The following is a 13,052-nucleotide window of genomic DNA, read 5'->3' as shown; positions in this document are numbered from 1 at the left end:
TCAAGCAGGACCACGGTCCCCCGTCAATGGTCCTTGTGCGGACACTACATCCGAAATTACTTGCGCAGCATCGTCTCTCGCTACGCTCTCGGGATACCCGAGAGGACTCACTGCCACGCGTGTATCAGTTCCGTGGCCGGATCCGCTGCGACATCTGCGAACGCAAGATGCAGGCCGCGACCCCGCACGACGCCATCTACTACCGGTGCACCGCTCGCACCCTCCCACCCGGCAGCCCTGCCCAGGCCGATCACCCGAAAACAGTGAATATGCGGGAAACGCACCTCGTCCGCCCGGTCAACGCGTGACTCGCCGAGCTACTCAGCCCGAGCAACCGAACTCAAACCATCGAAGCTCTGGTATCCGCACAAGCCAACGACGACAACGACATTCGCCGCCAACTCCTACGCCGTCGAATCAACGAAGCCGAAACCAAGCTCGAACGGCACCGCGCCGCAATCGAAGCAGGCGTGGACCCGCCGGTTCTCGTCGACGCCGTGAATGCGGCCCAGGCCGAAAAGCCTCCGCTCAAACCGAACTGAACCAGATGCCTCGAGTCGTCCAGCTCACGGCCTTGGAATTCGACAAGCTGATCGATTCCTTCGGCAACATCGCTGCCGTTCTCGACGCGGGCACACCACAAGACAGAGCCGCACTGTACGCGGCATTAGACCTGGAAATCCGCTACCAGCCACGCGAACAGGTCGCAGCCATCAGCGTGTGTGTAGTTAGCATCGGTGTCCGGAGGGGGACACCTACTTTAACCACACGGATCGACCTGCGGAAATGTGCGTGATCGGGATCCGAGCACATGATGCTTCGGTGCAGCCCGATGCCGAACACTCTTCTCACACTCCGCTCCCCTGTTCCGACGCCGAGCTCACCGGCTTCCCTTCTAGCGGCCACCGACCACGCCAACGCGTACTCGACATGGGTTCTCTCCAGCGTGACGACACGCCGACACCTCCGCCGTTTCGACATGACGGCAATAAGTCAGCAACCTCACGGGAAGTTCGGCCACATTGCCACCGTGGTCACTGTGACGGTCGAACGGTCGGGTAGGCCGTTGGTCCAAGTAGAGCTTCGATGCCCGGCACCGGGTCTTCGGATTGGCGGACGGAGCGTCAACCCATCAAGATCGCGCTTCCGAGCAGGTCTGCAGCCCCGCGCATTGCATCCCTATATTGGTCATACGTCCAAGAAATTGCGTCCATATCGGCTGTAACAGTCGGAGCACGATTGCCGACCAAACGTATGACCGTGCAGGGGCGGGCACGCTATCGCAAAGGTGTTTGCATGAAAAGGCTTTGGCCAATCACCCTCCTCATCCTGATTCTGCTTGCCGGTTGTAGCAAACAAGGCCAACAGGCCTCCGCCACTCCAGTCCCGATCAGGCTCCCTGCGCCGGTGAGCTCCACCACCACTCATCCTGCCCAACTCCCGGCAACACCTTCCCTGACGCCGAAGTCGCTGCCGCAGAACGGCATTCTCGAGGTCGGCAATGACATCCAGCCCGGCGAATACACTGTTCACCCAACCGGTTCGCCCAGCTATTGGGCCCGCCTGTCGTGCTTGACCGGCGACGGGGACTGCATCCTCGCCAACGACAACATCATGGGCGACGGATACCTCACCATCCTCGCGAGTGACGTGGCTGTCCAGGTAGAGAACGTCCAGCTGACCCCGACCTCCACTCTTGCCCAGCCGACAGCTGAACCTCCGGCTGCCCAATCGTCGACCACTGATGGTCAAGGGTTTGTGGATATGTCCGGGGCGCGCTGCAACTCGCAGGACATGGCGGCGGCTATTGGTCGAACCGCCCACTCCCTGGTCGTAATCTGCACGACGGGAGTTGGCCAGTTGTATTACAAAGGAATGCGCCTCAGCGACGGGACGTCAGTCGAGATCAACGACACGATACGCACGCAAAGCGGATTCATCGCGACAAATGAAGGAGTGCAGTACTCGCTGTCGCGCCAGGCACTGGTCATCGCGCGGGGATCGACCCAATTGGCCAATGAACCAATGCTGCAGTACTGGTCCAACTAGAGATTCAGCCACACCCGCCGAGACCCGAAAATAAATTCGCGGCAGGGACGATCTGACCACTATGGTTGGGAACCACGGCCCGGATTCGTTTGGGCTTACAGCAGATTCGAACCCGTGACCCCTTGTCGGTGGTTCGAGTGGAATGCCCGATTCCCACTGATTCTCGTCAGTTCGCGAAACATCCGGTGAGCTGGTCGAATTCTGAAATTGGTCGACTCGACATGCTTCATCGAATGCCGCTGATTCCCATTCATTCCGTGTCGTAAGCGTGTCGCGGAGTCAGATCGTTCGGAGCACCGTCCTCGGGCCGCAGTAGTTGGGGCTGCGGCTCGAGGACCAAGAACCGAAGGAGTCAGGCCGTGACCACCACCGAACGTCAGGATTGCTCATGACTCCGGCGTGTCGACACGCCTGGACTGGAGTACATATAACCACACAGCTACCCATTAGCAATCTCCTGCCGCGGGCAAGGTGGCGTGCGGACCCGTTTCGGTACCCGAAGATATGGCGCGAACCTCTCTACTCGACCTTCATCGAGAACAGCGACCCATCGGCAGCGTAGCTGACTATTTTCTTTGCTCGGTTTGTCGTTGCCTGCCGCATCTTGATGATCGAGATCTGCGGAGACGCAGGGTCGGCACCGGGTGGCCTTCACCAGGCCGACGAGTAATCGGTTACGACTCGGTGTTGTTGAACTGGCGGCCTGCGACGTCGACGACGGTCTGTACCGCGTCGGTGTCGCTGTTTTTTCGGAGGAAGAACACTCCGAGCTGAACGGGCGGTAGTTCGGTGTCGAGTGTCAACGTGCGTATGCCGGTCATGGAGCGAAGCCGCGTTTCCACGATGATTTCCGGCACAAATGCCACGCAACTACCCGACTCGACAAGCGAGAGAAGAGTCTCCATGCTGCGTACCGTGCTGTGGTGCGCAGCGGTAGCCGCCTGCAGCAGCTCCTGCAGATATAGACCGTTGAGGCCGTCGGCTATGACGGCCACCTGATAGTGCGACAGCTGCGGTATCGATACCGATCGAAATCTCGTCAGCGGGTGCTTCTTGCTCACGAGCGGTACCACATTTGCCGTCGTCACTGACGTGAACTCCAGTTCGGGATGCCGACCGGGCTGACCCTGGTGCAGCGGATACTCGCCGAACGAGAGTCCTATCGCGGCGGCACAAATTTCTTGACGCAGCCACTCCAGCCACTCTTGTGCGGTGCCTTCCAAAATCGAGACCTGCTTGCGCTTGTGCAGGAAGGCGGGCCGCAAGTGCCCCACCAACATCGGTGCCAGAGATTGAAGGGTACCCACACGCACGATTTGGGGGTTTTGAGAGGGTTTCGCCGCCTCCTGGCTAATGGCGCGGGAATCCGCGACGACGTTTTCAGCCAGTCGTAAGTAGTTGACACCTTGGCGGGTAAGTTTCATGCCATTGGAGGAATGCCGTTCGAACAGAACGGTTTTGAGGTTTCCTTCCAGTCGTTTGATCGACATCGACACGGCGGACTGGGTTGTCCGGAGCCGGGCCGCGGCTGTCGATACCGATCCGGCCTGGGCCACGACGACGAAATGCAGCAGCTGGTTCAACGTGAAACCGAAAGGCTGTTCCATCAGGTCATTATCACATACAGCGATGGGCCTACCGTCTTGTGTGATAAAAGCGCGACACACCCGTTCTGGTGGCAAACAATTGCGATGGAACGCCCACCAGGGCGTGTAACCAACCGCGAGGAAGGGGTTCGGCATGGCGGAAACTTCTGTTCGGTCGTTGGCTCCCAGCGAAGACATGTTCACCTATCCGGAGGCGCTCGCCGCTGCGATCGGACCGATGCCCGCGGGCGTCGGGGTCCCGCAGCCGCCGACGTTCGACTCGATCGAGGCCGAGCGGCAGTACCGCAAGCAACAGCTCGCCGCCGGTTTCCGACTGTTCGGCAGGTTCGGCTTCTCCGAGGGCGTGGCCGGGCACATCACCGTCCGCGATCCGGAGAACCCGCAGTGGTTCTGGGTGAACCCGCTGGGCATGAGCTTCAACCAGATCAAGGCCTCCGACCTGATCCTGGTGGATCACGAGGGAACCCTGCTCCACGGGACCAGGCCGGTGAACAAGGCGGCCTTCTGCATTCACTCTCAGGTACACACGGCACGTCCCGACGCGATGGCCGCGGCGCACTCCCATTCCCTGTACGGCAAGGCGTTCTCCAGCCTGGGCATCCACCTGGATCCGATCACCCAGGACGCCTGCGCCTTCTACCAAGACCACGGCCTCTACACCGACTACCACGGCGTGGCCGACAGCCTCGAAGAAGGCCGACGCATCGCCACGGCGCTCGGCTCGTACAAAGCGGCCATCCTGGCCAATCACGGCCTGCTGACCGTGGGCCAATCAGTCGCCGAAGCGGTGTGGTGGTTCATCACCTTGGAACGCTCCTGCCAAGCCCAGCTGATCGCGATGGCGGCGGGAACACCCAAGCTCATCGACCACGACACCGCGCTGATCACCCGGGCACAGACCGGCAGCTCCGCAGTCGGCTGGTTCCAAGCGCGTCCGCTCTGGGATCAGATCACCGCCACCGATCCCGACCTCTTCGACTGACCAACCCGCTCCGCCACGATTATCAAATGCCCCTGAATTCCCTGAGGGCACATCTGAGAACTCAGGGTGTTGCCGGCGGGTGGTGCCTGGTACGAAAAGGAATTCCCGGTACGACTGGCACTGTTTCGGCTGGGCCCATGAGCTGGAATTCGGACCAGCGAAAGTGGGATTACTCCAACGAAGGTCGGCGCGGTCCGCGGCTGGGCGGATCGGTTGATATCGACAGGAAGAGGAGTGGATATGTCGAAAATCGATGTGGATCAGGCTGGCAACACGTTTCGCGCGGTGCGTGCGGTCGCACTGGCGACCACGATCAGTGCGACGGTCGTCCTCGGGGCATCGGCTGGGCTCGGAGCCAGAACGGCGGCGGCCGAACCGCTCACCCCACAGGTCGATCCGTTCGATCAGCCACCCGCGGGCTACGAATCCCCGGCGCCAGGGACGATCCTGCGGTCGCGGGAAATGCACCTCCTGGCGGCCCTGACCGAGCTTCCTCTGAAAGTCCAGGCGTGGCAATTGCTGTACCGGACCACCGATCTGTTCGGTGAGCCGGAATCGGCGGTGACGACCGTACTCCTGCCGTGGGGCGCCGCGCCGGAGAAGAACAGGCCGTTGGTGTCGCACGAGACGTTCTACGACAGCACGAACACAGCCTGCGCTCCGTCCTATGTCCTGCAGCAGGACTCGGTGCCGCAGAGCGTGGCCGGGGCGCTGATGAACGTCGAGCTGATGGGAATCACCTATGAGCTGACCCAGGGCTGGGCGGTGTCGATCCCGGACTACGAGGGCCCGCACGGCCACCTCGGGGTGGCCAAGGAACCCGGGTACATGAGCTTGGACGGCATCCGGGCCGCCGAACAGTTCGCCCCGTTGGGCCTGGGCGGCAAGGACAGGCCGGTGGGCGTTGGGGATACTCCGGCGGCGGCTTGGCGGCAGGCTGGACCGCAGAAATGCAACCCACCTACGCACCCGAGCTCGACTTCAAGGGTGTCGCACTGGGAGCTCCCGCTCCCGATCTGCGTGCTCTCCTTCGCGACAACGGGTCGGCGTTCGCCAGTTTCGTGGGTTTCGGTCTTGCCTCGCTGCAGAAGGCGTACCCGAAGTTCGGCGCGGCGCTGGACACCTATCTGACACCCGAGGGGCAGACGGCGATGGCGGACGCCAGATCGCGGTGTTTGGTCCCCAATTTCTTCGCGGACATGTTCACCGATTACCAGCGCTACTTCACCATTCCGATCCCCCAGTTCCTGGAGGTGCCCGATGTGAAGGAGACCTTCGATGCGGCCACGCTCGGATACAGCAATCCGGGGATGCCGATGTATGTGTATCAAGCCGCCCTCGATGAGGCCGTGCCCGTCGCGACCACCGACAAGATGGTCGACCAGTATTGCGCGAGTGGGACTCCGGTGCAGTACCAGCGCGACCACCTCAGCGACCACCCGACCATGACTACCGTCGGCATGCCGGGCGCTCTCAACTGGCTCGAGACCCGGCTCGCGCCGAACGCCCCGATCGCGAACCGATGCCACACCGAGGATTCGCTGTCGACCTACCTCAACCCCGGCAACGCTGCGACCCAACTCCAGATCGGGCTCGCCACGGCGGGCGCCGCACTCGGCCTGCCGGTCGGGCCGCAATTCGGGCCCAAGTAACGGCGACCAGATGAAAGCCCGCGCCGACCGCCACAACGGCATTCGAGAAGATTCGTAACATCGTGCTCTTCTCAGAGCACATCATCACTGGCAGACCAGCTCTTTCCGCATTCTCTGCGCCTGGCCGGTCTGCGCTGATCTCTCGATTGCTGTGGATATGCTGACTGCGCCAGCCTGTGACCGCAGGCCGAATCGTCAGCCATGCGGTCGACCATGTTCGGCCCCGGTGGCGGAGATCTTCGGCACGACCTGTCGTTTTCACTCGAGGAGACGGGAAGAGAGCAGCCCGGTCGCCTGATATCGGAAAGGGCACAGGCATGAAACTATTGCAGCCGTCGATGCGTGCACCGAAGCCTGCGGAGGCTGTTCGCAGCACCGATGCATTCCCGGATCTGCTCGCCGACGGGACGCCGGCGGAATTGAAAGCCGACCTGGAGTCCTTGCTCGGCGCGGACAAGGTGTATGCCAGCGCGCTGGACCTGGTCCGATACTCCACCGATTTCAGCCCATACCGGCTGGTGCCCCAGGTGGTGGTGAACCCGCAGACGGTCGAGGAGGTCGCGGCGGTGCTGGCGTACGCGCGGCGCACCGGCCGCACCGTCACCTTCCGGGCGGCAGGCACCAGCGCGAACGGGCAGGCACAGAGCGATGACATCCTCGTCGACGTGCGCCGCGGCTGGGCCGGAGCGATACCGGAAGCCGACGGCACGCGGCTGCGGGTGCGGCCGGGCACCATTGTGGCCCGGGCGAATGCGACGCTGGCGCGTTACGGCATGCGGTTGGGGCCGGACCCGGCCAGCTCCGCAGCATGCACGGTCGGCGGGGTCATCGCGAACAATTCCTCGGGTTTTGCTGCGGGCGTGAGCCAGGTCGCGTCGGTCACGCTGCGTTCGGCCACCGTGGTGCTGCCGTCGGGAACCGTGGTGGACACCGCTGCTCCCGATGCCGACGCCGTGCTGGCGAAGGCCGAGCCCGCGCTGGTCGAAGGGTTGCTGCGAATCAAGGCCGAGATCGAAGACGACGCCGAGCTCACCGCCCGGATCCGCCGCAAGTACTCGATCAAGAACACCAACGGGTATCGCCTGGACGCTTTCCTGGTCGGTGCGACACCGGCCGAGATCCTCACGCGCCTGATGGTGTGCTCGCAAGGCACCCTGGGATTCGTCGCCGAGGCGGTGTTCGACACCGTGCCGCTGCTGCCGCAGCGCGCCGCCGCCTGGCTGATGTTCACCTCGCTGGATCACGCCGCATCGATGGTGCCGCGGTTCGTCGCGGCGGGCGCCCAAGTCGTCGAACTGCTCGACGGCCGCACCCTGCGAGCCTCCGCCGCACTGCCGGACGCCAACCCGGCCTGGGCCGATCTCGCCGAGGGGGTCACCGCGCTACTGGTGGAGGTGCGTGCACCCGACACGGCGGCTTTGCAGCAGTCACTGGCCCAAGCGGCAGCGCTGTTGCCGGACTGCGCGCTGGTCGAGCCGCGCGAATTCACCACCGACACCGCCGAAATACACCGCTTCTGGCGGATCCGCGACGGGCTGGCCGGACTGATGGGTTTGCAACGACCGGTCGGTCACTCGATGATCACCGAGGATGTGTGCGTGCCACCCGACCGGGTCGCCGAGGCGGCCGACGATCTGAGTGCGCTGCTGAGTAAATACGATTACGATCCCGCGGTGCAGGGGCACGCATCGGCCGGCAATTTCCACTTCACACCGATGGTCGACTTCCGCACCGACGAAGGAGTACAGCAGTATGCCTCGTTCATGCAGGATCTCGTCGAACTGATCATCGGCAAGTACGACGGCTCGATGAAAGCCGAGCACGCGACCGGACGCAATATCGCACCGTTTTTGCCCATCGAATGGGGCCCGAAAGCCACCGACGTGATGTGGCGGATCAAAGCTCTGTTCGATCCCGACAGCCTGCTGGCCCCGGATGTGGTGCTCACCCGCGACACCCAGCTACACCTGAAGAATCTGGTGTCGATGCCACAGGTGGAACCAACGATCGAGCACTGCATCGAATGCGGCTTCTGCGAGCACGTCTGCCCGAGCCGCGACCTCACAGTCACACCTCGTCAGCGCATCGCGCTGCGCCGCGAGATCGCCCGCCAGGGCAGCGACACACCCCTCCGTCGCAGTCTGCTCGAACAGTACGAGTACGACGCCGTGGAAACCTGCGCGGGCGACGGCAGCTGCGCGCTGGTGTGCCCGGTCGACATCGACACCGGCACACTCATGAAAGCCTATCGGCAGCAGGAACATTCGCGCAGTCAGGAGCGGGTCGGGCTGATGTTCGCCCGGCGCTGGGCAGCGTTCGAACGCCTGGCCCGCGTCGCCGTGCGGTTAGGCCACGTCGCGGGCACTCGTGTGATGACGGTGACCACCGGCCTGCTGCGCCGGTTCGTCAGCACCGAGGTGATGCCGGGATGGATCCCGCAGATGCCATACGCGGCGAAAGGCCCTCTGCCGCACACCGATCGAGAAGGTGCCGCGGCCGTCTACTTCCCGGCCTGCATCAACCGGATCTTCGGGCACACCGTGGGACACCGGCGCGACCACAGCCTCCCGCAAGCCCTGGTGGCCGTGTCCGAACGCGCCGGCAAACCGCTGTGGATCCCCGGCAACGTCGTGGGCAACTGCTGCGCCACGGTATGGCACTCCAAGGGTTTCCACGACGGCAACGCCTACATGGCCGACAAGATCGTCGAAAACCTCTGGGAATGGACCGATTCCGGTCGCCTACCGGTCGTCATCGACGCCTCCTCCTGCGCCCTGGGCGTACTCGACGAAATCACCGACCTGCTCACGCCGGAAAACCTGACACACCGCGACAACATGACGATCATGGACGCCACAGCCTGGGCGCAACAACATCTGCTACCCGCACTCACCGTGACCGCAAAGCTGGACCGCGTCGCCGTACACCCGACCTGCTCCACCCGCCACCTACACGTCGACGGTCCGCTCACCGAGATCGCCGCCGCGCTCGCGAACGAGGTCACCGTACCGGCCACCGCCACCTGCTGCGCCTTCGCCGGCGACCGCGGCTTCCTCCACCCCGAACTCACCGACTCCGCCACCCACGAGGAAGCCGCCGAACTCGCCGGCCAACCCTTCGACGCCTACCTGTGCAACAACCGCACCTGCGAAATCGGCCTCAACCGCGCCACCGGCGGCAACTACGAATCCTTCGTCTACCTCCTGGAAAGCCTCACCCGCCCACCAGACCGGATCGAGTAACCGCCCGGCGCGAGCGCCCCCGACCGCCCCGACACCCACGGAACCCGCAGCGAGGAACGACGAGCACGAAACCTTCCGTCGTGATCTGCGGAGCCGGTGTCGGCGGCTTGACGGCGGCGCTTGCCTTGCGCACGTTCGGCATCGACGTCCATGTAGTCGAGCAGGCAGCCCGATTCGCGCGAGTCGGCGCCGACATCAACCTCACACCGAACGCCGTCCGCGCCCTCGATGGACTCGGTGTAGGCGCGGCGCTGCGAAACGCTGCGGCACGACCGCGATTTCGTATCAGTCGTACCTGGGACACAGGCGAAGAAACCTCGAAAATCGAGTTGGGCTCGTCCGCGGAAGCACGTTACGAGTCACCGCAGCTCGCGCTACACCGCGCAGACCTGATGACCGCTCTCGAGGATGCGCTGCCCGCCGAATCCGTTTCGCTCGGAAGACAGGTCATCGACGTCGTGGATGGGCCCGAAGTCCATGTCGCCGACGGCGGCGTATATCACGCAGACGTTGTAATCGGAGCCGATGGAATCCACTCTGCCGTTCGAACTGCATTGTTCGGCAAGGAAAGCCCCCATTTCACCGAGGTCGTGGCATTCCGGGCGGTGGTTCCCGCAGCGAACGTATCCTCCTCGATCGCAAATCTGGACTCCTTCACCAAATGGTGGGGACCCGACCCCTCGACTCAGATCGTCACCTTCCCCCTGAGCCAAGGCAAGGAAATCTTCATCTTCGCAACCTGTGCTCAGAGCGAATGGACCGAGGAGTCGTGGACGACCCTCGGCAACGTCGACGAACTGCGCCATCTGTACCGGAACTTCTACCGAGATGCCCGCGGACTTCTCGATGCCTGCGACAGCGTCCTGAAGTCCGCCCTCTACGCCCACGATCCGTTGCCCACCTGGACGAAGGGCTCAGCAACGCTGCTCGGCGACGCATGTCACCCGATGATGCCGTTCATGGCTCAAGGCGCGGGCCAGGCAATCGAGGATGCGGTTGTCCTGGCGCGCTGCCTCCGCTCGGATAGCTACGCGACCACCGCCGAGGCCCTGCTCGGATACCAGCACGCCCGAATGGAGCGCACGGCACGGATCCAGCGCGTCTCTCGATCCAACGACTGGCTGAAGACGTCCGGCAACGCGGACTGGGTCTACGCCTACGACGCGTGGACAACACCTCTGATCGATGGATGAGTCGCCTGCCACGCGGATCCGCAATGTGTCCCACGAACGATCGTGCTCGTTAGGTCATATCGGATGAAGCGTCTCTCTCGTCGGACCGATCGCCGATCGACGAATCAACTGGCGCCGCCGATGACGCGGAGTTGAGATCTACTTCCCTCTTATTCCGCAGGGCTCGGGGGATGAGTGCGATGCCAGCCGCCAGCCAGGCCACCGCAATATAGGGGATCCATCTGGTTACCCCCTCGGGGACCGGGTAGAACTGGGCGACCAGAGGAATCAGCAACACCAGCGCCCCGAATGTCGGCACAACAACGTGGCGCAGGACGCCGAACTCACTGCGGTAGTGCTTGATGTACAGCCTGCCGAGCAGCAGGTCGGAGGCGATGTAGACGACGATAACCAGGACCACACCGGGCGTCGACACATAGACGTACGCATCCAGCCCGGCAACCCCGAGGATCGACAGGGGAGTGAGGACCGCCGTAATCAGCACGCCGGTCGCATAGATCGCGGCGCTCGGCGTTCCGTGCTTTGCGTGCGTGTGGGACAGCTGTCGGGGCAGCACGCCATCACGCGCCATCGCGAAGGTGACCCGTGAAAAGCCGTTGATGATCGACAGCACAGCGCCGAACAGTGCGTTGAGCAGGACCAGATCGGCCACGGTCTGCGCAGGCCCGAGGTACCGTCCGACAAGGGTGTCGAAAGCGCCTGCGTCCCCGGCGAAGTCGGCCGAGTGGAGCGTCCCGTACCCCAGCACTGCCGCGTAGCTTCCGACGATCAGAATCAAGCCCACGACCGCAGTCGCGCCGACGACGGCGCGCGGGATCGTCCGAGTCGCGTTTCGGGTCTCCTCCGCGAGGGTCGCCGCAACTTCGAATCCGACGAAGGACAGGACGCCGAATACCACGGCGAGGCGCAACCCGCTCGAACCATCAACCAACACAACGGGATTGAACGGCGCAAGACTGAAGCCCTCAGCTCCACCATGTAGGAAGATCGACACCGAGAGGGCGATGATGACCATCAGTTCGATCCCGAGCATGACGACACTGACGACCTCCGACACCTGCACACCGCGAAGGGAAAGCACCACAGCGACCGCGCAGGAGATCAGGGCGGGCCACAACCACGAGAAGCTGCCCCAGTCTTGACTTTTCGCGACCTCGGAAACGAACGCACCAAAGCTCGCGCAGCCGCCCACCGCGAGCGCACCGTAGGCGCCGAACAGGGCCCAGCCGGTCAGGCAGCCGGGCGCCCGCCCGGCTGCCCGCTCGACGAATGCGTAGAACGAACCGGCTGAGGACACCTTGCGGCTGCACTGTCCCACAGCCCATGCGGTGGGGATGATCGCGATCAGCGACAACAGGAAGACAAGCGGTACAGCAGGTCCGACAAATCCCGCGATGACTGGTCCGTTGATGTACAACGCAACCGCGGGGCTCATCAGGACCGCCGACATGACGACGACCCCGACCGTACCGAGAGAATTCCGCCGAAGCGGCGTGTTTTCCACTTCGGGACTATTGGGACTTTGGTTCATCCTTGCCCCTCAGGTCTTGGATCGAGAGAATGGTCTGATGGCAGAAGCTTCAGCTGGTGAGATCTTTGTGGATATGACGTATGCGCTGGATTTCAACACTCCGGTCTTCCCCGGAGAACCGCCATTCTGCTTCGATGTACAGAACCGTATCGGCGATCCGGACCTACCGCTCTACTTCGGCAGACTCGAGATGATGGAGCATACCGGGACCCACATCGATGCACCCGCCCATGTTGTCGTCGGCGGTGCGACAGTCGATCGACTCCCGCTGCAACAACTCGTCGGGCCGGGCGTGGTAATAGATTGTGTGGCTGAATGCGCCGACAACCCCGATTACCAGGTCCCGGACCAAGCGATCCTTCGGTTCGAAGCGGAGCACCGCCCGCTCGGCCCTTCAGATGTTGTCATGTTTCGCACCGGATGGGATCGCTTCTATTCCGATCCTGAGCGTTATATACATGCGGGCGACCGGTGGGCGTGGCCAGGCGTATCCGTTTCGGCCGCAGAGCTTCTGGCGCAGCGGGGGGTCCGCGGTATCGGGCTCGACACCATCGGCTTGGATGCCGGTTGTATCGCAACCGAGTTGCGGGCGCATCGGGCGATGCTGAGTTCGGGAGCGTTCATCGTCGAGAACGTGGCCAACCTTGCGCTCCTGCCCCCTATTGTCGACGAGATCCTTGCGCTCCCAATCAATGTGAGGAATGGCTCGGGCGGCCCATCGCGAGTGTTCGCGCGGATCGCGTCGCCGGGCGCCGCCAATGAGATGTAATGGCCTGTATTTGCCCGGATATAACTC

Annotated in this window: 9 protein-coding genes and 1 pseudogene; 8 read left to right on the top strand and 2 right to left on the bottom strand. The window is 63.2% G+C overall.

Annotated elements, in window-relative coordinates; genetic code table 11:
• Positions 1 to 119 precede the first annotated feature (119 nt).
• Together ACIA76_RS39440 and ACIA76_RS39435 are read left to right on the top strand one after the other, a co-directional pair.
• Complete coding sequence (locus tag ACIA76_RS39440) at positions 120 to 308, top strand: hypothetical protein (RefSeq protein WP_397159954.1); 189 nt, start codon at positions 120 to 122, stop codon at positions 306 to 308.
• A 1,099-nt stretch (positions 309 to 1,407) separates the two neighbouring features.
• Positions 1,408 to 2,049, top strand: coding sequence for a hypothetical protein (locus tag ACIA76_RS39435; RefSeq protein WP_397159952.1), 642 nt, complete (start codon positions 1,408 to 1,410; stop codon positions 2,047 to 2,049).
• Positions 2,050 to 2,723: 674 nt separating this feature from the next.
• Here ACIA76_RS39435 and ACIA76_RS39430 read toward each other — a convergent pair.
• Complete coding sequence (locus ACIA76_RS39430; protein ID WP_397159950.1) at positions 2,724 to 3,656, bottom strand: LysR family transcriptional regulator; 933 nt, start codon at positions 3,654 to 3,656, stop codon at positions 2,724 to 2,726.
• Positions 3,657 to 3,873: 217 nt separating this feature from the next.
• Here ACIA76_RS39430 and ACIA76_RS39425 point away from each other — a divergent pair, with 217 nt between their 5' ends.
• The 5 genes and pseudogenes from ACIA76_RS39425 (at position 3,874) to ACIA76_RS39405 (ending at position 10,725) form a co-directional block, all read left to right on the top strand.
• Positions 3,874 to 4,638 (top strand): class II aldolase/adducin family protein, encoded by a 765-nt coding sequence (locus tag ACIA76_RS39425; RefSeq protein ID WP_397160047.1) that lies wholly within the window; start codon positions 3,874 to 3,876, stop codon positions 4,636 to 4,638.
• A gap of 240 nt (positions 4,639 to 4,878) precedes the next feature.
• A pseudogene (locus tag ACIA76_RS39420) lies at positions 4,879 to 5,493 on the top strand (lipase family protein); the annotation flags it as partial.
• A gap of 95 nt (positions 5,494 to 5,588) precedes the next feature.
• A complete protein-coding gene (locus ACIA76_RS39415; RefSeq protein WP_397159948.1) occupies positions 5,589 to 6,290 on the top strand; it encodes a lipase family protein in 702 nt (233 codons plus the stop codon).
• A 317-nt stretch (positions 6,291 to 6,607) separates the two neighbouring features.
• Positions 6,608 to 9,532 (top strand): FAD-binding and (Fe-S)-binding domain-containing protein, encoded by a 2,925-nt coding sequence (locus ACIA76_RS39410; protein WP_397159946.1) that lies wholly within the window; start codon positions 6,608 to 6,610, stop codon positions 9,530 to 9,532.
• Between the two features lie 80 nt (positions 9,533 to 9,612).
• Positions 9,613 to 10,725 carry an FAD-dependent monooxygenase gene (locus tag ACIA76_RS39405; protein ID WP_397159944.1) on the top strand — a complete coding sequence of 371 codons (1,113 nt, stop codon included), beginning with the start codon at positions 9,613 to 9,615 and terminating at the stop codon, positions 10,723 to 10,725.
• A gap of 49 nt (positions 10,726 to 10,774) precedes the next feature.
• Here the strand turns inward: ACIA76_RS39405 and ACIA76_RS39400 are convergent, their stop codons facing one another.
• Entirely contained in the window at positions 10,775 to 12,175 is a 1,401-nt protein-coding gene (locus tag ACIA76_RS39400) for an APC family permease (protein ID WP_397159942.1), read from the bottom strand.
• On the opposite strand from ACIA76_RS39400, the gene ACIA76_RS39395 reads away from it, so the two are divergent.
• Positions 12,174 to 13,025, top strand: a complete 852-nt coding sequence (locus tag ACIA76_RS39395) for a cyclase family protein (RefSeq protein ID WP_397159940.1) — start codon at positions 12,174 to 12,176, stop codon at positions 13,023 to 13,025. The genes ACIA76_RS39400 and ACIA76_RS39395 overlap by 2 nt on opposite strands.
• The last annotated feature ends 27 nt before the right edge of the window (positions 13,026 to 13,052 follow it).

Source organism: Nocardia sp. NPDC051570 (genome assembly GCF_044454005.1).
In the GTDB taxonomy this organism is placed as follows: Bacteria; Actinomycetota; Actinomycetes; order Mycobacteriales; family Mycobacteriaceae; genus Nocardia.
This window is presented reverse-complemented; position numbering and strand designations above follow the sequence as displayed.

Bases quoted from the DNA above. Each gene is read 5' to 3' on its own strand.
- ACIA76_RS39415 (WP_397159948.1), top strand. From the start codon at position 5,589: ATGCAACCCACCTACGCACCCGAGCTCGACTTCAAGGGTGTCGCACTG.
- ACIA76_RS39400 (WP_397159942.1), bottom strand. From the start codon at position 12,175: ATGTCGGCGGTCCTGATGAGCCCCGCGGTTGCGTTGTACATCAACGGA.
- ACIA76_RS39395 (WP_397159940.1), top strand. From the start codon at position 12,174: ATGACGACGACCCCGACCGTACCGAGAGAATTCCGCCGAAGCGGCGTG.
- ACIA76_RS39410 (WP_397159946.1), top strand. From the start codon at position 6,608: ATGAAACTATTGCAGCCGTCGATGCGTGCACCGAAGCCTGCGGAGGCT.
- ACIA76_RS39430 (WP_397159950.1), bottom strand. From the start codon at position 3,656: ATGGAACAGCCTTTCGGTTTCACGTTGAACCAGCTGCTGCATTTCGTC.
- ACIA76_RS39425 (WP_397160047.1), top strand. From the start codon at position 3,874: ATGCCCGCGGGCGTCGGGGTCCCGCAGCCGCCGACGTTCGACTCGATC.